This window comes from Streptomyces sp. NPDC001100 (assembly GCF_053598575.1).
In genome coordinates this window covers 63222-86490 of record NZ_JBSFKO010000028.1, presented here as the reverse complement: position 1 = coordinate 86490, position 23269 = coordinate 63222, and the positions used below count along the sequence as shown (strand labels likewise).

The window sequence follows — 23269 nt, the reverse complement described above, 5'->3', positions numbered from 1 at the left end:
CACCTGGGTAGGGTCGGGCGGTGCCCGAGTTGCAGCGGCTGCGCGCCGATCACGCCCCGGCGGTCCTGGCCTTCGAGTTGGCGAACCGCGACTACTTCGCCGCCTCCGTCTCCGACCGCGGCGACGACTACTTCGCGCACTTCACCGAAGAGTACGAGTCCCTGCTGGCCGAGCAGGAGGCCGGTGTCTGCGCCTTCCATGTGCTCGTCGACGAGGACGGCTCGGTGCTCGGCAGGTTCAACCTGTTCGACGTCGTCGAGGGCCGTACCGCCGACCTCGGCTACCGGGTGGCGCAGCATGTGGCCGGGCGCGGTGTGGCGACCGCGACCGTCGAGGAACTGTGCCGGCTGGCGGCCACACGGCACCGTCTGCGTACGCTCCGGGCGGCCACCTCGGACGCGAACATCGCGTCTCGGAAGGTGCTGGCCAAGGCCGGGTTCGTCCCGGTCGGCCCCGCGCTCCCGGCCGAGATCGGCGGCAAGCAGGGCACCTGGTACGAGCGCGCCCTCACCCCAGCAGACTGAGCAGCGCCGCCGCGGGCAACGGCAGGCGGGTGTGCCCGCGCGGCCCCGTCACCCGGGTCGCGGTCAACAGCGAGTTCAGGACCGCCTCTTCCACGGCGTCCAGTACCGCGCCGAAGAGGACGTCGAGCCCGGCATCGGGCACCACCGCCGGTCCGGCGGGCGTGCCGAGGGAGCGGGTGCCGAACGCGAGGCCGTAGTCGCCGCTGCCGTGGCCGTAGCCCGCACCGACCCTGGCCAGCGAGTAGACGGCGCGGCGGGCGAGCCGGGTGAGCTGGCGGGAGTCGAGGGGCGCGTCGGTCGCGGCCACGATCATGCAGGAACCGGTCTCCGGACCGGGATCGGATTCCTCGGCGGGGACGCCCACGTCGGCGGGAGTGACCGTACGGCCGCGTACCCGGAGCGTGCCGGCGAAGTTGGCCTGCACCAGCACCCCGAGCATCGTCTCCCGGCCCGCGAGCGGTACGCGTCGTGACGAGGTGCCGATGCCGGCCTTGAAACCGAGCGCGGCCGTCCCGGTGCCCGCGCCGACCGAACCTTCGGCGACCGGTCCGGCGGACGCGGTGTCGAGTGCGGCGCGGACGTGTTCCTCGCGGACCGGACGCGACCGGATGTCGGACAGGAGACCGTCGTTGCACTCCCCCACCACCGGGTTCACGCTCCGCGCCTCCGCCCCCTCGGGCCGTTCCAGCACCCAGCCGACCAGGGCGTCCGCGACCCGGAAGGCGGACAGGGTCGAGGTGAGCAGCACCGGGGTTTCGAGGGCGCCGAGTTCGGTGATCTGCGTGGTGCCCAGAAGTTTGCCGTAGCCGTTGCCCGCGAACACCCCGGCGGGCAGCGGGGTCGCGGGTCCCACTCCCCCGGGCACGATCGCGGTGACACCGCTGTGCACGTGCGGCGGGTGGATCAACGTGGTGTGCCCCACCCGGACGCCGGGCACGTCCGTGATCGCGTTGTGCGTGCCGGTGGGCAAGTCACCGATACCGAGCCCGAGTTCACGGGCTCGGCGGGACACGTCGGGCGCCGGCGGGACGGGGTGGGGCGACTCGGGCATGGCCAGACACTACGACAGCACCGGTCGCGTCGGCGGGCAGCGGTCGTCCGCCTGCCGCCCCTCGCCGCAGGTCAGCCTGCGGCGAGGAGTTCGAGGGTGTCGATCACCCGGTTGGAGAAGCCCCACTCGTTGTCGTACCAGGCGACGACCTTCACATGGCGGCCGTCGACGCGGGTGAGGGCCGAGTCGAAGATCGACGAGGCCGGGTTGCCGGTGATGTCGGAGGATACGAGCGCGTCCTCGGAGTACTCCAGGACGCCCGCGAGGGGTCCCTCGGCCGCGGCGCGATAGGCCGCCAGCACGTCTTCGCGGGTCACGTCGCGGGAGACGGTGGTGTTGAGCTCGACGATCGAGCCCACCGGCACGGGTACCCGGATCGAGTCGCCCGACAGCTTGCCGTCGAGGTTCGGCAGGACGTGACCGATCGCCTTGGCGGCGCCCGTCGTCGTCGGCACGATGTTGACCGCGGCGGCACGGGCACGGCGGGCGTCGCGGTGCGGACCGTCCTGGAGGTTCTGCTCCTGCGTGTAGGCGTGCACCGTGGTCATGAAGCCGTGCTCGATACCGGCGAGTTCGTCGAGCACCGCGGCCAGTGGTGCCAGCGCGTTGGTCGTGCAGGAGGCGTTGGAGACGACCGTGTGCACGGCCGGGTCGTAGGCGTCGTTGTTCACCCCGAACGCGAGCGTGACGTCGGCGCCGTCCGAGGGCGCGCTGACGAGCACCTTGCGCGCGCCCGCGTCGAGGTGGACACGGGCGGCCTTGGCGGAGGTGAAACGGCCGGTGGACTCAAGGACGAGGTCGACATTCAGCTCGGCCCAGGGCAGGTCCGCCGGTTCGCGCTCGGCGAGCACCTTGATGCGCCGACCGTCGACGACCAGGGTGTCCCCGTCGACGGAGACAGGGCGGCCGAGCCGGCCGGACGTCGTGTCGAAGGCAAGAAGACGCGCCAGGGTGGCGGGCTCAGTCAGGTCGTTGACGGCGACGACTTCGAGAGAGCTGTCACGTTCGAGCAGCGCGCGCAGCACGTTGCGTCCGATGCGGCCGAATCCATTGATGGCGATGCGAGTCATAAGTGGTGTCCCTTCGGTTCCACTCCAGGCTCGCGCGCGGCAACCGTCGGTGACAGTGGCGCGATCGCCACGGTTCAAAAGGATCTCGCCAGGGCGGTCGCAGGGCCTTCACCCAAGGCCGTCGCGGGGCCTCGGCTACTCCCCCTGGGCGAAGGTGCGCCGGTACTCGCTCGGTGTGGTGCCGAGCAGGCGGTGGAAGTGCAGCCGGAGGTTGGCGCCGGTACCGAGGCCGACGTCGGCGGCGATCTGCTCGACGCTGCGCTCGGACCGTTCGAGCAGTTCGCGGGCCATGTCGATGCGGGCGCGCATGATCCACTGCATCGGTGTGTAGCCGGTCTCGTCGACGAAGCGCCGGGAGAACGTCCGCGGCGAGACCGCGGCCTGCCGGGCCAGTGTTTCCAGGGTGAGGGGCTCGCCGAGCCGGTGCAGCGCCCACTCACGGGTGGCGGCGAACCGCTCGCCGAGCGGCTCGGGCACGCTGCGCGGCACGTACTGCGCCTGGCCGCCGCTGCGGTAGGGGGCCGCGACCAGGCGCCGGGCGGCATGGTTGGACGCGGCCACTCCGAGGTCGCCGCGCAGGATGTGCAGGCAGAGGTCGATGCCGGAGGCGGCGCCCGCCGAGGTCAGCATGCTGCCCTCGTCTACGAACAGGACGTTCTCGTCAACTTTGACGAGTGGGTACTTCGCCGCGAGGGCCCGCGTGTAGTGCCAGTGGGTCGTCGCCCGTTTGCCGTCGAGGAGTCCTGTGGCGGCGAGCGCGAAGGCCCCCGTGGAGATCGCGGCGAGCCGGGCGCCCCGGTCGTGGGCGGTGATCAGCGCGTCGAGGACGGCCCGCGGCGGGTTCTCGCGGTCCGGGAACCGGTAGCCGGGGACGAAGACGATGTCGGCCCAGGCCAGCGCGTCGAGGCCGTCGGCGACGTGGTACGACAGTCCGTCTCCGCCGGTGACCAGCCCGGGGGCCGCACCGCACAGCCGCACCTCGTACGGCATGCTCGCCCGGGTCGTGAAGACCTGCGCGGGGATACCGACGTCGAGCGGCTTGGCGCCTTCGAGGACGAGGACGGCGACACGGCGGAGGCGGGCGGCTGACACGCCGACAGCGTACGCAGAGGTACGGCCGCCCGGTCGCGAGGACCCGGGAAGGACCAGGTCAGACCTTCCAGGAGCGCAGCTGGTCGGCGACGGCCACGACCCCGACACGAGTGTCACGGATCTTGCGCACGAGCTCGGAGAGCGCGCCGTAGGGCGGGTCGATGCCCTCGCCGGACTGGCCCATGTACTGGGCGGCGACGAACGCGGCGTACAGGCTGTTGCGGTGCGGCAGCGGCTCCAGGCGCACGATGGTGTGCATGAGCGCGGCGGCCCGCCAGGCGGCGTCCGGATCGGCGGCGGCGAGGGTCGGCAGCTTGGTCTTGTGGCGTGCCACGGCGGCCAGGAGCGCGGAGTAGTCCGAGACCGACATGTCCTCGTCGGAGAGGGCGGCCTCCTGGACGTCGAGCAGCCAGGAGACGTCGATGTACAGGTGCATCAGGCGGCCGCGGCCCCACCGCGCTCGGAAGGCGGCACCTCCTCGGGGAAGGCGTCGTCGAACTCGCCGCGCAGCCGCTCGGCCCACGCGGACGCGCCGGCGACGAACCGGCCGCGCTGCATCTCGCGGACGCCGAGGTCGTGCAGGTACTGCTTGAGGCTCTTGCCCTCGGCCGCGGCAGCGGCGCGCACCCCGTCGAGTTCCTCTTCCGTGAAGGACACATTCAGTGATGGCATGCGTCGATGGTACCTAGTTGGTGCCATGGGTGCGAGAGGCCTTGCCTCCTCGTTGTCCGCGGTCCCCGGGACCGGATCGCGGAGGTCGGCGCCTAGGCTGCGGGGATGATCTCTCGCGACTATCTCTTCGACATGTTCTCGCTGGACGGCCGGGTGGCCGTGGTGACGGGCGGCAGTTCCGGCATCGGCCGGGCGGTCGCCGGGGCGCTCGCGCGGGCGGGGGCCCAGGTCGTCGTAGTGGCCCGCAAGGAGGAGGAACTGGCCGCCACCGTCGACGAGTTGGTGGCGGAGGGGTGCCGGGCGGCCTGGGTGAGCGGTGACCTCGGGACGCGGGACGGGGTGCGTGCGGTGGCGGAGGCCGCGGCCGAGGCGTTCGGCGAGCCGGACATTCTCGTGAACAGCGCCGGGATCAATCTCCGCCCGCCGATGGGCGAGTTGGGCGAGGACGTGTGGGACACCACGATGGCGGTGAACCTGGAGGCGCCCTACCTCCTGGGGCAGCGCTTCGGGCCCGGCATGGCCGAGCGGGGCTTCGGGCGGATCATCCACATCACCTCCCAGCAGGCGCACCGCGCGTTCGTGCAGAGCGGTGCCTACGGGGTGTCCAAGGGCGCGCTGGAGTCGCTCGCCCGGTCGCAGGCCGAGGCGTGGTCGCCGTACGGCGTCACCTGCAACACGCTGGTGCCGGGGTTCGTGATGACGCCGCTCAACGCGCGGCTCTCGAACGACCCGGAGAAGGTGGCGGCGCTGGCCGCCCGAACGATGGTCGGGCGCAACGGACTTGCCGAGGACTTCGCGGGCGCAGCGGTGTTCCTGGCGAGCCGCGCCTCCGCCTATGTCACCGGTCAGTCCGTCTTCGTCGACGGCGGGTTCTCCGTGCACTAGCCCAACACCCTGTGGACGTAAGCGAGTTGGAGATCACGCCACGACCGTCATGGCACACTGCTGGCCGACGGATCGCAGGAGGAGCGACATGGCAGCTGCCGGATTCAGCGCGGACGGCATCGACACCAGCAGGCCCCAATCGGCCCGCATGTACGACTACTTCCTCGGCGGCAAGGACAACTACCCCGTCGACTGGGAAGCCGCGGAAAAGGTCATCGCGTTATTCCCCGCCGTCCGGCACATGGCCCGGGTGAACCGCGATTTCATGCACCGGGCGTCCGGACTGCTGGCAGGCCGGGGAATCCGTCAGTTCCTCGACATCGGTACCGGAATACCCACCCGGCCCAACCTCCACCAGGTCGTCCAGGCCGTCGATCCCGGCGCCCGTGTGGTGTACGCGGACAACGACCCGATCGTGCTGAGGCATGCCGAGGCGCTTCTTCACAGCACGCCCGAGGGCAGCACGACGTACATCCAGGCCGATGTGAGAGAGCCGGGAAAGATCCTCGCGGCGGCGAGGGAGGTGCTGGACTTCGAACAGCCCGTCGCCCTGTCCCTGGTGGCCCTGCTGCACCTGGTGGCCGACGAGGACCGTCCCCATCGCATCGTCGCCGAACTGCTCGCCGCACTGGCCCCCGGCAGCTACCTCGCCCTCTCCCACGCGACCGGCGACTTCGATCCCGAGACATGGGAACGGGTCGTCGAGGTCTACCGCAAGGGCGGCACACCCGCGCAAGTACGGTCGCGCGCCGAATTCACCGCATTCTTCACGGGACTTGAGCTCGTCGACCCCGGCATAGAGCTCGCGGCACACTGGCATCCCGAACTCGGGGAGCGGCAGAGCGGGAGCGAACAGATCCCGTTGTACGTCGGAGTCGCCCGCACAGTGTGACGGACCGAGCGCGGGGCTCTCCTCGATCAGCGCGCTCTCCGCGGCGAGCCGGTCATCCAGGCGGCTATCTGCGAGCGCGACAGCAGGCCGAGTCTGTCGAGGATGCGCCGCACGTGCCCCTCCGCGGTGCGGGTCGAGATGACGAGGGACGCGGCCCGCGGCCACGTCCTCGCCTGGCTCTCCGGCGGGGGCACCGGCATCGTACGGATCAACGGCCCCGCCACCCCGTGGTACGAACGGGACGTGGCCGCCCTCGCCGGACACCCGCGCACGGTGATGCTGCCGAAGGCCGAACGGCCGCACCAGATCGGCGACTTGCCGGCCCGGCTGCCCCGGGATCGGTGATCGTCCCGCTGCTGGAAACGGCGGCCGGAGTGCTGGACGCCCGCGACGTCTGCGCGGTGCCCGGAGTGATCCGGGCCGGCTTCGGCAGCGTCGACCTGGCGGCCGAACTCGGCGTCGACCCCGACGACCCGACGGCACTGGCCTGCACCCGCTCCCAGTTGGTGCTCGCGTCGGCCGCGGCCGGGTGGCGCCCCCGCTCGACGGGGTGACGACAGCGCTGGACGACGAGCGTGCGCTGGTGGCCGACGCCGAACGGGCGGCGGCCCTGGGGTTCACCGGCAAAGTCTGCGTCCATCCCCGTCAAGTACGGCCGGTGAACGCTGCGTTCACGCCGTCGGACGAGGAACGCGAGCAGGCCCGCGCGATCGTCCGGGCCTCGGCCGACCGTGCGGCCGACGGAGCGGTCACCGTGGTGAACGGCCGCATGGTCGACCGACCGGTCCTCGAACGGGCCCCTCGCCTGCTGAACCGCCCGTAGCGGCACGGCAGTTCCGGCCGGCGTTCCTCCTCCGAGTTGCTCCCGTACCTGTGGGCACGGGGGCTGCCGGGAACTGGATCCTCCCAAGAGCGAGGTCGACTCCGCCCGCCTCAACTACTGTGACTCCGCATGATCGAAGCCGAGATCGAGATCAGCGAGGACCTGGTTCGCGCCCTGTTGCGGGAACAGCATCCGGACCTGGCCGAGCTACCCGTCCGCGAGGTGGAGGGCGGCTGGGGCAACCAGATGTGGCGCCTCGGGGACAGGTTGGCCGTCCGGATGCAGCGGATGGACAGACTCCCCGATGCGCAGTTCAAGGAGCGCCGCTGGCTGCCGGTGCTGGCTCCGCATCTGCCGCTTCCGATCCCGACCCCGGTGCGGAACGGGGCACCGTCCGAGCGCTTCCCCAAGATCTGGACCGTCATGACATGGGTCGACGGCACGCCGCTGGACCGCGGCTCCCTCACCCGCGGCGACCACGCGGCCGACACGTTGGCGTCCTTCCTCAAGGCGCTGCACGCGGAGGCGCCCGCCGACGCGCCGGGCGCCTCGGACCACGGCGCTCACCCCAGAGAGTGCACCGACGGCTTCGAGCACTTCCTTCGGGAGGTGGACCTCGGCCGCTTCGCCGAGGACGACATCCGGGCCGTGTGGGACGACGCGGTGGCCGCACCCGAGTGGGAGGGACCGCGGATGTGGGTGCACGGTGACCTGCATCCCGCGAACGTGGTCGTCGCCGAAGGCACGCTGGCGGGCATCGTCGATTTCGGCGCGCTCTTCGCCGGCGACCCGGCTTGGGACCTCGCGGCTGCCTGGCTGCTGCTCCCGGCGGGTGGCGCCCCACGTTTCTTCGACGGCTACGCGCGGGCGGACGAAGCCGCGGTACGTCGGGCGCGCGGGCTGGCCGCGATGAAGAGCCTGTTCTTGATGCTGATGGGCCAGAACGGGGACCGCGGGCTGCCTGGCGGCAAGCCGAACTGGGGACCGGCGGGCCGGTCGGCACTTGATCGTGTCCTGAAGGGCCTGTGACGCCGGGCCCCGCGGCGCGGACATGGGAATCAATCGTGCCTGCCGAACGCTCTGGCCTGCGTGAAGAAGATAGGTTTCCTTTCGTTCGGTCACTGGTCGCCGAGTCCGCATTCCCAGACCCGGTCCGCCGCCGACTTCCTGCACCAGTCCATCGACCTGGCGGTCGCCGCCGAGGAGCTGGGCGTGGACGGCGCGTACTTCCGCGTGCACCACTTCGCCCAGCAGGCGGGCAGCCCCTTCCCGCTGCTCTCGGCCATCGGCGCGCGGACCTCGAAGATCGAGATCGGCACCGGTGTGATCGACATGCGCTACGAGAACCCGCTGTACATGGCGGAGAACGCGGGCGCGGCGGACCTCATCTCCGGCGGCAGGCTCCAGCTCGGCATCAGCCGTGGTTCACCGGAGCAGGTCGTCGACGGCTGGCGCTATTTCGGCTACGCGCCCGCGGAGGGTGAGACCGGTGCGGACATGGCCCGTCAGCACGCCGAGGCCTTCCTCAAGGTGATCGAGGGCGAGGGCTTCGCGCGGCCGAATCCGCGGCCGATGTTCCCCAACCCGCCGGGGCTGCTGCGCGTCGAGCCGTACTCCGAGGGGCTGCGCGAACGGATCTGGTGGGGATCCAGCTCGAACGCGACCGCCGTCTGGGCCGCGAAGCTGGGGATGAACCTGCAGAGCTCCACGCTGAAGGACGATGAGACGGGCGAGCCGCTGCACGTCCAGCAGCGCAAGCAGATCGAGGCGTACCGGGAGGCGTACAGGGAGGCCGGCCACACGCGAGAACCGCGGGTGTCCGTCAGCCGCAGCATCTTCGCCCTGACCGACGACGTGGACCGGGCCTACTTCGGCAACGACCGCAACTCGCGGGACCAGGTCGGCATGATCGACGACAAGACCAGGGCGATCTTCGGCCGCTCCTACGCCGCCGAGCCGGACGTGCTGGTGAAGCAACTCCAGGAGGACGAGGCCGTCCAGGCCGCGGACACCCTCCTGCTGACCGTCCCGAACCAGCTCGGGGTCGACTACAACGCCCATGTGCTGGAGAGCATCCTGACCCAGGTGGCACCGGAGCTCGGCTGGCGCTGAGCGTCGGGCCGCCCTGCTTCGGGACATCGAAGTCGACCGCCCGCCGCCGGTTCCCGCCCCGGTCGGAAACCGGCGTCCGGGGGCCGCAGCCTGAATGCCCCGGTCCCGCCGCCCGGAGCCGGTCACATCACGACGACGAGCCAGTCGAAGAACACCTCGTTGCGATGCTTCGGTGCCTGGACCGCGTCGTGGTCGCCGGCGCCGTCGGCGGGGGTGAAGGCGACCAGTTCCTTGGGGCAGGTACGCAGCTCGCACGGTGGCTTGCTCTGGCCGCCACGACCACCTCGTCGGCCTCGGCCAGCAGTTCCGTCAGAGTCTCCCGGGCCCGTGCCACGCGGGAGCGGACCGTGCCGATCGGGCAGTCGCTCGCCTCGGCGGCTTCCGCGTAGGGCAGGCCGAGCATCTGGGTGAGGACGAAGGCTTCACGGCGGTCGTCCGGCAGCGACGCCAGGAGGTCGAGGAGCACGACGCCGTCCTCGAAACCGGGCAGGTCGATCGGCTGGGCCAGTTCGACCGCCAACTGCCAGTCCGCCACGTCCGACAGACGGGGTCTCGCGGCGGCGTACCGGTAGCTGTCGACGACGGCCCGGCGGGCGATCGACAGCAGCCAGGAGCGTGCCGAGGAACGCCCCTCGAAGCGGTGCAGGCTGCCGAGCGCGCGCAGGAACGTGTCCTGTACGAGGTCGTCGGCGGCCTGCGGATCGCCGCAGAGATGGGCGACGTACCGCTGGACGTCGCGCTGCAAGGCCCGCACGAAGTGCTCGACCGCGTCCGCGTCGCCGTGGCGGGCGGCGAGCGCCCACGCGGTTGTCGACTCGTCGAGAGATGCCGACTTCTTGTCGCCATTGCCGCGCGGGGCGGGCAGGGCAGGAGTGATCACCTGGTGTCCTTCTCGGTCATCCGTGACCCGGACCTGGGCACGCGAACGCGGGCGGTCCGGTGAGTGGGGAAAGACGGCCCTACGGCGCGCTCGCGCGGACGTACGGCCGAGGCCGGAGGCACGCCGTGACGGGCGGCCTCGGGGTACCGGCTGTCTCAGACGACAGCGGTCCGCGCGGGCGGGCCCCGGGAGGTGATCGAGTGGACCAGGAAGAAGGAGTGCGGCGCACGGTCCGAGCGGAGGCGACGCCTGCGGAGGCACGGGCGGTCCATCGGCGCGGGCAGTGCCAGCAGCAGCCGTAGCGGCGCAGCCAGTCGGGTGACGACGGCGCGCAGGATGCGGAACGCGGCCTTCTCGCCGTGGGCCAGCCAGAGCCCGCAGAGCAGGGCGGCCAACAGGTGGGCGACGAGCATGCCGGTCGAGGGTGTACCACCGGCGGACGACGCCGCCATGTCCATGGAACCCTGCCGCATCGAGCCCATGGCCATGTTCGCGTTCATGCGGGCCGATTCGCCGGACGCCGACGCGGCAAGCGAGAACGCCGAGTGCAGCATCGTCTGGGAGACGACCACGACAGTCACGATCAGCGGGAGACCGCGCTCACGGGCCGCCAGACACCAGCCCGCGGTGCCGGTGGCGACCAGTCCGCCGGACAGTGCCCACGGGGGCACGTGGTTCCCGGACATCATGACGTGCGCCAGGGAGGCGAGCACCACGCAGACGGCCGCGAACACCGCGGCCCGCATCGCGCGGGAGCACCACCCTGGTCTCATGAGGCCTCATCCTGGCACCAGGAAATCGCATGTCAGGTGCGGGTGAGCAAACCCACAGCGCACCACACTCAACCCACAGCATGTGACCCGGACCACGCCAAAAGCCCGGAACTCAACGGGATTCCCGTCCGACTTCTGTTGGAGGGGGATGTCGGCGCGCAACGGTCTCGGTCGCCGCCGTCCCGTCGCGGGCGAGCGGCTGGGCGGCGTAGGTGACGCGGACGACGCCGTCGGCGTGCCGCTCGGCGCTCGCCCGGACACCGAAGACATCCCTGAGGATCCCCGGGGTCAGGAACTCCAGGACCGGCCCGGCGGCCACCACCGCGCCCTCGTGCAGGACCGCGAGATGGTCGCCGAGGCGGGCGGCCAGGTCGAGGTCGTGAAGAACCGCGAGTGTGGTGATGCCGGTGGCGCGGATCAGGTCCAGCAGTTCGAACCGGGCGCGGATGTCGAAGTGGCGGCGGTACGGCGGGCCGCGGCACGGACGGACAGCGTCCATACGTCGTCCTCGCCGACCCTGACGACGCCGTCCTGCGGGCGGAGCGAGCGGTAGACGGCGCGCAACAGGGTTGATTTACCACTGCCGTTGGGACCGACGAGGCCGACGATGAGAATGCTTCGCGTCTGGCCCTCCAGGCGGAGTTCAGTTCTTCCTTGACGGCCGAGTGGGCCGATTCCAGCGCTTCGACCACCGGTAGCAGTTCGGGGTGGGCGTAGGGGTCGTGCCACGGGGTCGTGGAAAATGCCGGCAGGATCCACTTGGCGCCCTTCTGGAGCGGATACCGTGGCCCACCTCCGCCGGGCTCCGGCATCCGCTCGACGCGATTGATCGCCTCCGAGCCGTGCACGGCTCGGATCGCCTCGAAGGCGTCCTCCATCTCTGGCGTCACCCGGATCTCCTGACTGGTGTCGTGACCGGGCGCGGTATCGAGCCGTCGCACCAGTAGTCGGGAGCCGGAATGGGTGAGTTCCCTAGAATTTCCGTCAACTCTGCTTCAGTGGCAGGGAGTTGGAACGCAGTGGAGGGCCGGCGCCCGCACGGAGGCGCCGGCCTTCACGTCACGCGGCGTCGGCGGCGTCGGCCTCGGCCTCGCTGAGCAGGCGTTCCAGGGTGGCCCTCGCCCGGGCGACCCGGGAGCGGATCGTGCCGACGGGGCAGCCGATGAAGCGTGCCGCCTCGTCGTACGGCAGACCGACCACCTGGGTCAGCACGAACGCCTCACGGCGTTCGTCGGGCAGCGTCTCCAGCAGGTCGAGGAGTGCGATGCCGTCGTCGAAGCCCGGCAGGTCGCGGGGCTGGTTGCTTTCCAGGGCCAGTTGCCAGTCGTGCGCGTCGGCCAGGCGCGGTCGGGCCGCGGCCCGGCGGAAACTGTCGGCCACCGCGCGACGGGCGATGGACAGCAGCCAGGTGCGGGCCGAGGCACGGCCCTCGAAACCCGGCAGGCTGTCGAGGGCCCGTACGAAGGTGTCCTGGGTGAGGTCGTGCGCGGTCTGCGGGTCGCCGCTGAGATGGACGACGTAGCGCAGTACGTCGCCGTGCAGCGCGCGGACGAAGTGCTCGGTCGCGTGGGGATCGCCGTTTCGGGCGGCCAGGGCCCAGGCGGTGGCGGAGGCGTCCGCCGCGGCACGCTCCGCCCGGTGGCGAGCGGGCAGCACAGAAGTGATCACGTGGTGTCCTTCTCGGGTCGTCCGGGGCCGACGTCCCGCGGTGGGGGACGGCTCTCCGGCGCATGGGGTGCGGCCGTACGCGAGGGGTACGGCGATGCCCGGGGCTCGGCGCGCGCTCGTCAGCCGCACGAAACGGTGTGCGGCGCTGGGAGGTTCCGCGCCGGAACGCGGTACGACGAAGTGCGGGTGAGCCCCCGGTGGGTCCGGCTGTCTCAGCTGACAGCGAGGCCCGTGGGCGGTCCCCGGGAGGTGAGGGAGTAGCAGAGAAGGAAGCGGGCCAGGGACGACCGGTACGCGAGGGTGCGGCGCCCGCGCGCGGACGGGCGGCGGGCCGGTACCGACAGCGCCAGCAGCATCCGCAGGGGTTCGGCCAGCCGTGCTGCCGCCGCCCGCAGGACACGGAAGACGGCGCGTTCGCCGTACGCGAGCCACAGCCCGCACAGGACGGCGGCGAGGAGGTGGGCGGCGAGCATGCCGAACGAGGCAGCGCCCGTCATGGTCTGCGCGGGCCCCATGTCGGACGAGCCGCGCGCCATGTGTGCCATGCCGCTCATGTCCATGGCGTCCATGGACATGGACGCCATGGAGTCCGAGGAACCCGTGGTCGCACGGCCCATGTCGATCGACGCGCCACCACTCCCGGGCATCAGGTTCTGGCCCAGGGAGAACGTCTCGTGAAGCACCGTCTGGGCGGCGACCACGACCGTGACGATCAGCCCGCGCCCGCGCTCACGGCCGGCCAGGAACCAGCCTGCCGCGCCGGTCGCGGCGGCGCCGACGCCCATGGTCCACCAGGGGACGGCAGCGCCGGACATCATCAAGTGGCCGAGGGCGGCCAGCAGCACGCAGACGGCGGCGAACACACCCGCCCGCAGCGTGCGGCACCACCCTCCGACAGTCATGGCACGCCCATCTTTGCACTCGACGTCTGATCGTCATCAGGGGTACGGGTACACACCGGGGCTTCGACTCACCACCAGCGCAGTGACTCATGTCACATGGCAACACCGGGAACTCGACGGCGGTTCGGGACGACCACTGGAGCGAGACGGTGCCAGGACGCACGACCACGGAGAGCACCGTGACCCGCCCACTGCGCCGGAACTCGAAGGGGACGAGGTCGCCCGAGCGCCATGTGCTGGAGACCGCGGAGACCGGCAGGTCGGCGACATGGCAAGGCTGTCGCCCGCCGCGATGTCGACCGAGTCGATCGCGGTGTCGTAAGGCGCGTTCCCTTGGGTCATACGGTGCTGGGAGAGAGCGACGCCACCGGAGGCGCGGGGTGAGGTGACCCGTGCAAGCGGTCGGCGGAGCCGCCCTCGTTGGCGTCACGGAAGAACGCCGATGTCTCCTCGGCTCCGGTCGACGGCAGCAGGAGGGTGCCCGGCCTCCCTGGTCGCATCGAACCGTTCTGCCGCGCACGGCAGTTGAAGCCCTACCGCTCCAGTAGTCGGCGGGGCGGAGGGCCGAGTTCCGATGCCCGTCCATGACGTAGATCACAGACGCAGGTGACCGGGGAAAGCCTCCACAACGGACCGAGCGCGGTGATCGACTCGATCACCGCGCTCGTCGTGGGGAGTTGGTCAGGCCGCCGGGACGGGGTCCGGCTCCTTCGACGGGGTGGTGGAGTCCGGTCGCGCGGGCTGGAGGAGACGCTCGGCGAGCGGGGCGAAGATCAGGCCGAGGGCCGTCCAGAGGATGAGTTGCGCGGCGACGGAGTAGAAGCGGAAGGTGAACAGCACGTCGGCCGGGAAGCCCGGGTACACGATGGTGCCCTTCGAGTCCTTCAGCGGCAACGGCGTCTCGGTGGCCTGGTCACCGAAGTTGGCCTTGTTGTACGAGAGATGGCCGAACTGCGGCAGGAGCAGCATGACGATCCCGATCGCGACGACGAAGGCGGCACCGGCAAGAAGCGTGGCGTTCCAGTTGCCGAAGCGGGCCTGGAGCCGCTTGCCGAGATAGACGGCTCCCGCGAGGAAGGCGACGGAGCACACGATCATGATCAGGTACAGGGCGCTGCGCTGCTGGATCGTCTCTTCGTGGCCGATCGCGGGCGGGTTGGCCGGGTACTTCAGGAACGGCACCAGGTACATGCCGAGGAACCCGCCGCCGGCGACGAGAAGCGCCAGGTTACGCGGCCTCAGACCGCCGGTACGGCCCAGGCAGACGGCGTAGGCGACGGCGAACAGGGCGCCCATCGCCATGCCGAAGAGGATCATGCCGGCGCCTATGCCGACGTTGGCCTGGATGGTGCGGCTGAACAGCTCATGTTCGTGGCCCTCGACGGGGAGGCCGGCCGCCTTGTCCAGGGCGTTCTGGGCGGCGTCACGGCCGCTCTCGTAGTCGATGGCCTTGGCGATCTGCGGTTCGGCGAAGATCCGCGCGAACACGAACGCGAGCAGGCCCGCTACTGCGCCGGCGAGGACGCCGCGCAGTATGAGCTTCTTTTCCATGTCGAGTTGTCCGTACGTCCAGGTGCCGGTGGAGGGTCAGTGGCAGGGGAAGCCGAGGAAGTGGCGGGCGTCGTGGACGAACTCGTGGACGTGCGTGTCGTTTCCGAACACCGACACGGCGCCCTGGTCGACACCGATGAAGTAGTAGACGGCCAGCGCGATCAGCGCGGTGCCGACCAGCCAGACGATGGACTTCGAGATCGGCAGGACGACCGGCGTGGACACCGGACGGGATGTGGAAATGCTGCTCAAGGTGAGCCCTCCTTCGGGATCGTGCGTCCCTTGCGTGTACGGGCGAGTGACGGTTCAGTGTCTGACTCGCCCACCACCTCCGGTGGCGGGCTCACAGTGGCGCGACCGTGCTGGAATTCCACCAGCTTCCTTATGCCATCACTACAGGGGGAGCGTACGGCGCGGCTCTCCGGACCGTCAATCAGGCCTGTGCCTGGGCGAGCGGCCCGCGCACGTCACACGGGTGGCTCAATCGCGTGGCGGCGCGGGTGGCAGGCGCTTACTACTGGACAGGATCAGCTGGTTCATCGCGCTTCGGGGGGCGATAGCAGCATCACCCTCTTCATGGAGCCGAGCATGACCACCCGCTCTTTCCCGCCCAGCCCGGACCGACCCGAGATATCTCATGACAGTGCGGCCCACCCACTCGCGCTGCACAGCCTGGTGCATGCCGCCGTCACCGACCGGCCGTTGGAAGAGGTCCTCCAGCTGATCACGTTGCTGGAACAGTCACCGAAGTACGCGCAGGCCACCGTCGACGCCCTGCGGGCGATCGGGGTGGACCGGTCCGTGGAGGACGTGACACGCCTGGTGACCCTGCTGACACAGCCGCCACGCCATCCCGACTCCGCCGACGAGACGATCCGCGCGGCGGCCGAGTCCCGGCCCGTGGAGGAGGTCACCCGGCTGATGGCCCTGCTGCACCGGGCTCCGCTGGAGCCGCACTGCGGGGAGGAGGCGGTACGGGCCGCGGCCGGCCGGCCCGTCGAGGAACTCGCCCAGTTGATCGGCCGCCTGGCCGAGGAACAGGACACACCCGTCCGGGCCCCGGGTCCGGCGGCCGATCGGTCCACCGCTGAGGCCGCTGTCGGGTCGGAGGCGACCGGACCACTCCCGGCAGACACGCACGAGCCGGAGCGGCCGGCCGACCGTCCGGCACGCCGACGCCGTCCACAGCCTCCGCGTACGATGCCACGGCGCGCCGAACTCCCGGTCTGGCCGCGGCTGTTCGCGGCGGCGGCGCTCGTCCTGTGCGGGCTGTCCTACTTCCCGCTGCACCGGGACGGGGCCTCCGGCGCCGCCTTCGGTTTCGCGCTGGGGGTCTCGATCCTGTGCGTCCTGCTGGCACCGGCGCTGGTTCTCCACGGCGGCCTGCCCGTACTCGCCCTGTCCATGGTGGTGCCGGCCGCGTTGGCGGCGATCCAGCTGTTCGACGGACGGTTCCACTCCACGCGGCTGTCCCAGGCGCTGCGGATCACTGCTGCGCCGCCCTGGCTGGCGGGGTTGACGGCCGCGCTCGCTGCGCTGGCGGCACTCACGGCCCTGCTCGCGCTTCTCACCGCACGGAGGTTCAGCAGGCAGCTCGCCCTTCCCGAACGCCCCGACGACCGCGCCATGGCGGAGGCGAACCGGAGGTCCGAGTAGGGTCGCCGGCCGTCGTCCGACAGCCTCCGCCCATCCGGAGCGAGGGCTCAACGGGTGGTGGCGTCGGGGCTGTTGACGGCGCCGCCGCTCGCGGACGGCACGGTCGAGGCCGAGGTCTCGGGGCTGGAAGAGGCGCTCTGACCGGCGCCGGCGCCGGTACCGGAGCTCGTGTCCGGCTCCGCGCTTGTGGACGGCGAGGCCGAGCCGCCCGTCCGTGACCCCGCACCGCTGGACCCGAGCGGTGTGGGCGTCGGACTGTGTGCGGGTGCGGACGTCCCGGCCGAACCGCCGCCCATCGACGTGCCCTTGCCCGATTCGCCCCGCACCGCGGCGGCTATCGGCTTGCCCATGATCAGCTCACCCGCGGTGACCGCGACCATCGCCAGGGCGAACACCAGGCCGGTCGCCAGCAGGTACTTCTTCCAGCCGACGGACTTCCAGAAGGAGCCGGTTCGATAGGTGGTCACCGACTCGTCCTCGGAGGGGCTGGTGGTCGGCGTCCGGTCACCGGCCCGGGCGCCGTCGGGTAACGCGAACGCCGCCCGGGCGTCGGCGCGTTGGATCGCACGCTCCTCACTCGGTGTCAGGGCCATCGCCATCACGGGCACCCGCTTGCGGATTCCTTCGCCGGTCCGCCGGAAAGCGTGCTGGAAGACCGCCGCGCCGGTGGTCGCGCTGGTGCTGACCACGGCGGCGCCGATGATCGTGCCGGTCACCCCCAGCAAGGACGCCAGCACCGCGCCCACCACGGTGGCAAGCGCACTCGCGACCACCTGCACCGCGGTCAGATCGAGGACCTTGCGTTTCGGCGCCTGCTTCTTCTCGTCCCGCTTCTTCTCTTCCGACTTCTGACTCTCCATCCGGGTCGACTGCCCGGTGGACCGCGTTTCACTTCTCCTCGCGCCAAAAGGGTTTCAATCGCGGCCAAGGTCAGGTCGCCGGCCGCCCCGAAAGCGTCTCGGTGAAGGGAGTGACGGGGCGTTCCAGGGCTTCGCCGTCCACGGTGATGTCGACCGCCTCGTTGTAGAAGGCGAGGAGGTCTTTGACGGCACCGACCGCGGGCAGCGGCTGCGGATAGCTCCAGACGATGTTCGGCGGGACATCCGGGCCGTCGGTCCCGCCGCGCCACGACCAGTACGTGGCGGTCCCCTTGTAGGGGCACCCGGTGCTGTGCTCGGTCGGTTCGAAGAGGTCCAGGCGGACGTCCTCGCGGGGAAGGTAGTAGCGGGTCGGCAGGCCGGTCTCGAAGAGGAGGACCGGACGGCGGGTCTCGGCGACGACCGTGCCGTCGATCTCGACCCGGACATGACGGCTGCTGGGGAGGGCGTCCACCCGTTTGTGCGGGTCGCGGGGGTGGATGAAGATCTCTTCCTCCTCCTCGTACCAGTGGTCGAGGCCGCGCCCGACCCGCCGGAACCACTCGAAGGCGATGTGCCCGGCCAGGTCCTCCGCGGGGAAGGTCCAGGCCGCGTTCTCCACCAGCCGGCCGTCGGCTTCGAGGTCGTAGAAGACCTGCGATCCGGTGTGCGTGCCGGTCGGGGGGTTCTTCGCGGGACGGAGCAGGTCCTCGCGGACCTCATCGTGCGGGAAGGCATAGAGGGGGACCGGAACTCCCGGCTCCCAGACGAGGACGGGGTGCCTGCTGTCCACGACGGTGACATCGCCCTTCAGGCCGCGGACCCAGCGCTGGCTCGGTTCCCACAGCAGTCCCTCAGGTGTGGTCCTGACGTCTCGCGCGGTGGGGAACGTACTCATGACCGTTTCTCCTCCTTCGGCTCGACCATCTGGACACAAAGCTGTCACACGCGGGCGGAATCCGCCGCCGGGCGGCCGGGGTTGGCACTGGTACGAGCCCGTTTCGAGGCCGAGCCTCGTGCGACGAAGGAGTCATCGTGACCGTTGACCTCACTGGGACGGATCTGCAGGCCTTCACCCAGGAATGGCTGGAGTGGTACCGCGGTCAGGAGGAACGGCTCGCCGCCCCGCACGGATTCCTGGCGATCACCGGACTGCACTGGCTCGACGACCGGCCGCAGCGGTTCCCGGACGCGCCGGGTGCCTGGTGGACCGACGCCGAAGGAGTCGCCGTAGTCCTCGACGACGGTGAGGAACTCGTCGTGGGCGGAACGACCCTGCGAGGTGAGCACCGCTTCGGCGCGCTGCCCGAGCGGGGCGGTGTCGACGCGGTCTGGGGCGACGCCGTGATCGAGGTCGCCAGGCGCGGCGGGCAGGACATCGTGCGGCCCCGGCACCCGGACGCGCCACTGCGCACCGCCTTCACCGGGACCCCCGCCTACGCGCCGGATCCCCGCTGGGTGGTGCGGGGACGGTACACGGCGTTCGAGACGCCGCGCCCGACAACCGTGGGCGCGGCGGTCGAGGGCCTGGAGCACGTGTACGACGCGCCGGGCCGGGTCGATTTCGAGCTGGACGGGCACCCGCTGGCGCTGACCGCGTTCCCCGGACGCGGGCCGGGCGGGCTGCTGGTCCTCTTCACGGACGCCACCTCCGGAGTGACCACCTACGCCGCCAACCGGGCGCTCTCGCTCGCCCCGCCCGCCGCCGACGGCACGGTTGTCCTGGACTTCAACCGCGCGGCCAACCTCCCCTGCGCCTATACGGACCTGGCCACCTGCCCGCTGCCGCCAGCGGAGAACCGCCTGCCGGTGGCCATCGAAGCGGGGCAGAAGATTCCGCGTGAGCGGGGTGGGATCTGAGTCCCGGCCCCACAACCAAGCGCGCCTCTCAGTCGTCCCCATGAGTGGCGCGCCGGTTTTTTTGCGGCCGTGACCCCCCACCGATCACGCGCACTGACCACGCGCGGGAATGAGGTCGCATGCTCCGAATTCACTTCACTTCGCGGGATTTCCAGAACATCCGGGTCGCCCGCCAGCCTCATGCGCTGTGGGAACTCGTGTGCGGTGTCTGCCGGTTGGACAGCCGGCAGGGGGCGCTCGAATTCGGGCACTGGCGCCGCTCGGTGCGCGACCGGCTGGCCGAGGACCCGCGGGCCGGGCGGGCCCTGTCGCCGTTACGGACGCTGATTCCTCCGGTGGGCTACATCCCCGACTTCCTCACACCGTCCGTCACGGGCGGCGGTCTGGCCGGCGGTCTCGACGAGGTACGGGCCACCTCCCGCGCCCGGTTGAGCCGTGAGCTGTCCCGGCTCGCCGAGTCGCGTCCGCTGCCGTCGTGGGTCTCCACACTCGACCGGCCGGGCACCAAGGCCCTGGGGGCGTTGACGCGGGCCCTGGAAGTGTCCTGCGGGACCCTGCTCGAACCGTACTGGCCCCGCGTTCAGGCAGCCGTCGGCGACGATGTCGAACTGCGCGCCCGCGCACTTCTCGACGGCGGCACCTCCGCCCTCCTCAACAGCCTGCGCCCGCACGCCCGTTGGCACGCCCCGGTGCTGGAGGTGGACTATCCCGTCGACCGCGAACTGCATCTGGAGGGGCGCGGCCTGCTGCTCGTCCCGTCCTACTTCTGCTGGCGCAGACCCACCGCCCTGGCGGACCCCACGCTCGGGCCCGTGCTCGTCTACCCGGTAGCCAAACAGCCTCTGGAGATCGTCCGGGAGAGCAGAGACGGGCTGGAGCGACTGCTCGGCCGTACCCGGACGGTCGTCCTGGCGCATCTGGCCAGGCATGGCGCACGGACCACGTCCGAGGTGGCCTCCGCGGCCAACATCGCGTTGCCCAGCGCCAGTTACCAGCTCGGTGTACTGCGCGACGGAGGTCTGGTCGCCAGTCACCGGGACGGCCAGTTCGTACGGCACTCGGCGACACCCCTGGGTCTGCGCCTGCTGGACCGGTGACAGATCCCGACCGAGGGGTCGTTTAGAACCATTTCGAATTCATTGCCCCGCGCTTCCCACGCGGCGAGGGTGTGAGCGACGGCACGCGGTGGCCACCGTGCACAGGGGGACGGTGGCCACGGCGGCCGTGGGTCAGCCGGCCAGCCGGCGGTCCGTGGCGGTGCGGTGGGTGAGCGGTTCGCGCAGGCCGAGGTGTTCGCGCAGGGTCGTGCCGGTGTACTCGGTGCGGTAGACGCCGCGTTCCTGGAGTGCCGGGACGAGCAGGTCGACGATGTCGTCCAGACCGTCGGGGATCAGGTACGGCGTGACGTTGAAGCCGTCGACGGCGCCGTGCCGGACGTAGTGGGCGAACTTGTCCGCCAAGCCCTCCGGGGTGCCGACATGGCCACGCTGGGGGCCGAGCGCGATGACGGTCTCGCGCAGCGACCAGCGGTTCGCGTCGGCCTTCTCCCGCCATTCGGCGACGACTTGGCGCGGATCGGCGATGCGCCGCGCGCCGAAGGATCCGTCGTTCTCGGCGACGACCGGGTCTTCCTTGGGCAGCGGCCCGTCGGCGTCACGGCCCGAGAGGTCGATGCCCCACAGAAGTCCGGCGATGCCCAACGCCGTTGCCGGGGTGACCTGTTGGAGGCGGATCCAGCGCTTCTTCTCCAGGGCCTCCTCCTCCGTGGCGCCGATGATGATCTCGGTGCCCGGGAGGATGCGCAGGTCGTCCTCGGGACGGCCGACGGCCCGCAGCCGGCTCCGCAGGTCGTCGGCGAAGGTGAGCGCGTCGTCGAAGTCGTTGCCGTGCGCGGAGAAGATGACGTCGGCGTTGCGGGCGGCGAAGTCACGGCCCTCGCCGGAGTCCCCGGCCTGGAAGATCACCGGGTGTCTCTGGGCGCTGCGCGGCAGGGTGGGTGCCAGGTCGACGTCGAACTGCGGTCCCCGGTGGCGGACTTGGCGTACGGCGCCGGGTGCCGCCCAGGCCGGGGCGTCGGCCGAGTCGGAGACGGCCGTGTCCGCCCAGCCGTCCCAGAGGGCGCGGGCGACGGTGAGGAACTCCTCGGCGCGCCGGTAGCGGTCGGCGTGGTCGAGGTAGCCGCCACGGCGGAAGTTGGCGCCGGTCCAGGCGTTGTCGGTGGTCACCACGTTCCAGCCGGCGCGGCCCTCGGAGAGCAGGTCGAGGCCGGAGAGGCGGCGGGCCAGGTCGGCGGGTTCGTTGAAGGTGGTGTTGGAGGTGCTGACCAGGCCGATCCGGTCGGTCACGGCGGCCAGCGCGGCGAGTTGGGTGATGGCGTCGGGCCGTCCGGCGACGTCGAGGTCGTGGATCTGTCCGTCGACCTCGCGCAGCCGCAGCCCCTCCCCCAGGAAGAACGCGTCGAACAGGCCGCGTTCGGCGGTCTGCGCGACGCACCGGAAGTTGGCGGGGTCGATCTGGGAACCGCTGGCCGGGTCGGACCAGATGGTCCAGTGGTTGACGCCCTGGAAGAAGACGCCGAGGTGGAGTCGGGCGTCCGGGCGGGGGACGTCGAGGGGGTCGGTGCGGGTCATCGGGCTTCCTCCTGGACGGCCGCGGCGGCGTACCGGTTCGCGGGCCGGTCGAGGCCCAGGTGGGTGCGGAGGGTCGCGGCGGGCAGCGGCCGTAGGGCGTGCCGTCGTTCGAAGAGATGGGGCAGGACGAGCCGGGAGAGTTCCGGGAGGTCCTCGTCCAGCACCAGCGGGTGCAGCCGGACTCCGTCCACCACTCCCCTCAACTCCCCCAGCAGCAGGGCGAGTCCGGCGGCCGAGCCGATGTGGCGCAGCCGTCCCCGGTCGGGCCAGGGCGCATGGTGTTCGAGGTCGGCGACGCGTTCCTCGGCCGTGGCGTGCGCGGTGTCGAGGGCGACCTCGATCTCGGCGAAGGAACGCGGAGTTCCGGCGGTGGCCGCACCCGAGGCGACGGCGGCGAGGTCGCGGCCCTCGACCAGGGCGACGTCGAGTTGCCCGGCGGGCACGCGGTCGGGGTGGCCGAGCACGACGAGTTGGCCCTGCGGCGGACGCGGCACGATCGCCGGGCCCTTCACCGTGTAGGTGTCGCCGGTGAAGTCGACGTAGTGCAGCCGCTCGCGATCGAGGTAGCGGCTGGTGGCGACGGAGCGGATGACCGCGTCGTCCTCCCAGGAGTCCCACAGCGCGCGGACGACCTCCACGCCGTCACGGGACTCGCGGGCGCGGGCCGCGGCCCCGTCGACCAGCGGGCGCCCCCACACGGAGGCGGCCTCGGCACGCGTCTCCTCACTCACCACCCACGCGGCACGCCCGACCGAGATGTGGTCCAGGGACGCCAACTGGCTGGAGACATGGAACGGTTCGGCGTAGGTGAGCGGCACGACCGGCGCGATGCCGACGACACTCGTCGACGCGGCGATGAACGCGGCCCGCTCCACCGCGCCGATCCGGCCGACCACGTCAGGGCCGGTGCCGGGCGGGAGCGCGCCGTCCTCCAGGGTGAGCAGGGTGAACCCGGCGTTCTCCGCGTCGGCGGCGACACGGGCCACCCGGCGCGGGCTCAGCAGGTGGTCGGGCGAGTGGGCGGCGCGGCGCCAGGCCACGGGATGGGCGCCGTCGCCGTCGATTTCGAGGGCGAGCCGCAGAGCGGAGCCGGCCATGGGGGTTCCTTCCGAGAACGCGTCGAGACGGACGGCCCGCGGGGCCGACGTGGATCAGAGGCGTACGGAAGGACACACGGCGGAGGCGGTACGGCAGTAGTCCACATGCCGGCGAATGATCAGCCGCGCGCCCGGGACGGCACCGCGAGGCGCGGCGTCACGTGCGCACATGGGGCCTCCACCCGTCCGGGAGCGATCGCCTCAACCTTCGTCGCCGGTCCCGGAAGATGTCAAGAACATTAGATGTACGCGCATACGGCAGCAGCTCGACAAA

At 71.2% G+C, this 23269-nt stretch carries 26 protein-coding genes, 1 pseudogene and 1 riboswitch; of the genes and pseudogenes, 11 read left to right on the top strand and 16 right to left on the bottom strand.

The genetic code is table 11. The features are described 5' to 3' along the window. The first annotated feature begins 20 nt into the window (after positions 1-20). Entirely contained in the window at positions 21-524 is a 504-nt protein-coding gene (locus tag ACWDEW_RS33275; RefSeq protein ID WP_450517728.1) for a GNAT family N-acetyltransferase, read from the top strand. Here the strand turns inward: ACWDEW_RS33275 and ACWDEW_RS33270 are convergent. The 5 genes from ACWDEW_RS33270 to ACWDEW_RS33250 form a co-directional block, all read right to left on the bottom strand. Beyond that, complete coding sequence (locus ACWDEW_RS33270; protein WP_450517726.1) at positions 508-1575, bottom strand: P1 family peptidase; 1068 nt, start codon at positions 1573-1575, stop codon at positions 508-510. The genes ACWDEW_RS33275 and ACWDEW_RS33270 overlap by 17 nt on opposite strands. 71 nt (positions 1576-1646) lie before the next feature. Then, complete coding sequence (gene gap, locus ACWDEW_RS33265; protein ID WP_450517724.1) at positions 1647-2645, bottom strand: type I glyceraldehyde-3-phosphate dehydrogenase; 999 nt, start codon at positions 2643-2645, stop codon at positions 1647-1649. A 135-nt stretch (positions 2646-2780) separates the two neighbouring features. Beyond that, on the bottom strand, positions 2781-3737 hold the full coding sequence (locus ACWDEW_RS33260) for a GlxA family transcriptional regulator (RefSeq protein ID WP_450517722.1): 957 nt from the start codon (positions 3735-3737) through the stop codon (positions 2781-2783). A gap of 58 nt (positions 3738-3795) precedes the next feature. Next, a complete protein-coding gene (locus ACWDEW_RS33255; RefSeq protein ID WP_431248311.1) occupies positions 3796-4173 on the bottom strand; it encodes a toxin Doc in 378 nt (125 codons plus the stop codon). After that, complete coding sequence (locus ACWDEW_RS33250; protein WP_026179556.1) at positions 4173-4409, bottom strand: hypothetical protein; 237 nt, start codon at positions 4407-4409, stop codon at positions 4173-4175. The genes ACWDEW_RS33255 and ACWDEW_RS33250 overlap by 1 nt, the downstream gene beginning before the upstream one ends. Positions 4410-4514: 105 nt before the next feature. Here ACWDEW_RS33250 and ACWDEW_RS33245 point away from each other — a divergent pair, with 105 nt between their 5' ends. The 7 genes from ACWDEW_RS33245 to ACWDEW_RS33215 all read left to right on the top strand — a co-directional run bounded on the left by ACWDEW_RS33245 (position 4515) and on the right by ACWDEW_RS33215 (position 9121). After that, entirely contained in the window at positions 4515-5294 is a 780-nt protein-coding gene (locus ACWDEW_RS33245) for an SDR family NAD(P)-dependent oxidoreductase (protein ID WP_450517720.1), read from the top strand. A gap of 88 nt (positions 5295-5382) precedes the next feature. Further along, a complete protein-coding gene (locus tag ACWDEW_RS33240) occupies positions 5383-6186 on the top strand; it encodes an SAM-dependent methyltransferase (RefSeq protein WP_450517718.1) in 804 nt (267 codons plus the stop codon). A gap of 102 nt (positions 6187-6288) precedes the next feature. Next, on the top strand, positions 6289-6531 hold the full coding sequence (locus ACWDEW_RS33235; protein WP_450517716.1) for a hypothetical protein: 243 nt from the start codon (positions 6289-6291) through the stop codon (positions 6529-6531). After that, positions 6528-6740, top strand: coding sequence for an aldolase/citrate lyase family protein (locus ACWDEW_RS33230; protein ID WP_450517714.1), 213 nt, complete (start codon positions 6528-6530; stop codon positions 6738-6740). Before ACWDEW_RS33235 ends, ACWDEW_RS33230 begins: the two co-directional genes overlap by 4 nt. Continuing rightward, entirely contained in the window at positions 6737-7009 is a 273-nt protein-coding gene (locus tag ACWDEW_RS33225) for an HpcH/HpaI aldolase/citrate lyase family protein (RefSeq protein WP_450517712.1), read from the top strand. Before ACWDEW_RS33230 ends, ACWDEW_RS33225 begins: the two co-directional genes overlap by 4 nt. A 129-nt stretch (positions 7010-7138) precedes the next feature. Continuing rightward, positions 7139-8038 carry a phosphotransferase gene (locus ACWDEW_RS33220; protein ID WP_450517710.1) on the top strand — a complete coding sequence of 300 codons (900 nt, stop codon included), beginning with the start codon at positions 7139-7141 and terminating at the stop codon, positions 8036-8038. A 60-nt stretch (positions 8039-8098) separates the two neighbouring features. Beyond that, a complete protein-coding gene (locus ACWDEW_RS33215) occupies positions 8099-9121 on the top strand; it encodes an LLM class flavin-dependent oxidoreductase (protein WP_450517708.1) in 1023 nt (340 codons plus the stop codon). Between the two features lie 127 nt (positions 9122-9248). On the opposite strand, the gene ACWDEW_RS33210 is transcribed toward ACWDEW_RS33215, so the two are convergent. From ACWDEW_RS33210 to ACWDEW_RS33180, 7 genes and pseudogenes are all read right to left on the bottom strand, one after another. Continuing rightward, positions 9249-10001: a sigma-70 family RNA polymerase sigma factor gene (locus ACWDEW_RS33210; RefSeq protein ID WP_450517706.1), complete on the bottom strand. Its 753-nt coding sequence runs from the start codon at positions 9999-10001 to the stop codon at positions 9249-9251. A gap of 155 nt (positions 10002-10156) precedes the next feature. Then, the gene (locus tag ACWDEW_RS33205) at positions 10157-10774 is read right to left on the bottom strand and encodes a hypothetical protein (protein WP_450517704.1); all 618 of its coding nucleotides are present in this window, start codon (positions 10772-10774) and stop codon (positions 10157-10159) included. 112 nt (positions 10775-10886) lie between these two features. Further along, positions 10887-11410 (bottom strand): annotated as a pseudogene (locus tag ACWDEW_RS33200) (ATP-binding cassette domain-containing protein). 423 nt (positions 11411-11833) lie between these two features. Continuing rightward, the gene (locus tag ACWDEW_RS33195) at positions 11834-12442 is read right to left on the bottom strand and encodes a sigma-70 family RNA polymerase sigma factor (protein ID WP_450517703.1); all 609 of its coding nucleotides are present in this window, start codon (positions 12440-12442) and stop codon (positions 11834-11836) included. Between the two features lie 212 nt (positions 12443-12654). Continuing rightward, the gene (locus ACWDEW_RS33190) at positions 12655-13344 is read right to left on the bottom strand and encodes a hypothetical protein (RefSeq protein ID WP_450517701.1); all 690 of its coding nucleotides are present in this window, start codon (positions 13342-13344) and stop codon (positions 12655-12657) included. Positions 13345-14025: 681 nt separating this feature from the next. Beyond that, positions 14026-14895, bottom strand: coding sequence for a CbtA family protein (locus ACWDEW_RS33185; RefSeq protein ID WP_450517699.1), 870 nt, complete (start codon positions 14893-14895; stop codon positions 14026-14028). 36 nt (positions 14896-14931) lie between these two features. Continuing rightward, the gene (locus tag ACWDEW_RS33180; RefSeq protein WP_450517697.1) at positions 14932-15147 is read right to left on the bottom strand and encodes a CbtB domain-containing protein; all 216 of its coding nucleotides are present in this window, start codon (positions 15145-15147) and stop codon (positions 14932-14934) included. Positions 15148-15181: 34 nt separating this feature from the next. Then, a riboswitch (cobalamin riboswitch) is annotated at positions 15182-15341 on the bottom strand. A gap of 142 nt (positions 15342-15483) precedes the next feature. Here ACWDEW_RS33180 and ACWDEW_RS33175 point away from each other — a divergent pair. Beyond that, positions 15484-16551: a hypothetical protein gene (locus ACWDEW_RS33175; RefSeq protein ID WP_450517696.1), complete on the top strand. Its 1068-nt coding sequence runs from the start codon at positions 15484-15486 to the stop codon at positions 16549-16551. A gap of 47 nt (positions 16552-16598) precedes the next feature. Here ACWDEW_RS33175 and ACWDEW_RS33170 read toward each other — a convergent pair whose 3' ends face one another. Both ACWDEW_RS33170 and ACWDEW_RS33165 read right to left on the bottom strand, forming a co-directional pair. Then, positions 16599-17411, bottom strand: a complete 813-nt coding sequence (locus ACWDEW_RS33170) for a hypothetical protein (protein ID WP_450517694.1) — start codon at positions 17409-17411, stop codon at positions 16599-16601. 70 nt (positions 17412-17481) lie between these two features. Further along, positions 17482-18306: a DUF427 domain-containing protein gene (locus tag ACWDEW_RS33165; RefSeq protein ID WP_450517692.1), complete on the bottom strand. Its 825-nt coding sequence runs from the start codon at positions 18304-18306 to the stop codon at positions 17482-17484. 137 nt (positions 18307-18443) lie between these two features. Between ACWDEW_RS33165 and ACWDEW_RS33160 the strand changes: the two genes are divergently transcribed. Continuing rightward, entirely contained in the window at positions 18444-19268 is an 825-nt protein-coding gene (locus tag ACWDEW_RS33160) for a DUF1684 domain-containing protein (RefSeq protein ID WP_450517690.1), read from the top strand. A gap of 119 nt (positions 19269-19387) precedes the next feature. Further along, positions 19388-20365 (top strand): ArsR/SmtB family transcription factor, encoded by a 978-nt coding sequence (locus ACWDEW_RS33155; protein WP_450517688.1) that lies wholly within the window; start codon positions 19388-19390, stop codon positions 20363-20365. Between the two features lie 132 nt (positions 20366-20497). Here the strand turns inward: ACWDEW_RS33155 and ACWDEW_RS33150 are convergent, their stop codons facing one another. Together ACWDEW_RS33150 and ACWDEW_RS33145 are read right to left on the bottom strand one after the other, a co-directional pair. Continuing rightward, a complete protein-coding gene (locus ACWDEW_RS33150) occupies positions 20498-21898 on the bottom strand; it encodes an NtaA/DmoA family FMN-dependent monooxygenase (protein ID WP_450517686.1) in 1401 nt (466 codons plus the stop codon). Beyond that, positions 21895-22995 (bottom strand): LLM class flavin-dependent oxidoreductase, encoded by a 1101-nt coding sequence (locus ACWDEW_RS33145; protein ID WP_450517684.1) that lies wholly within the window; start codon positions 22993-22995, stop codon positions 21895-21897. The genes ACWDEW_RS33150 and ACWDEW_RS33145 overlap by 4 nt, the downstream gene beginning before the upstream one ends. Positions 22996-23269: the final 274 nt, after the last annotated feature.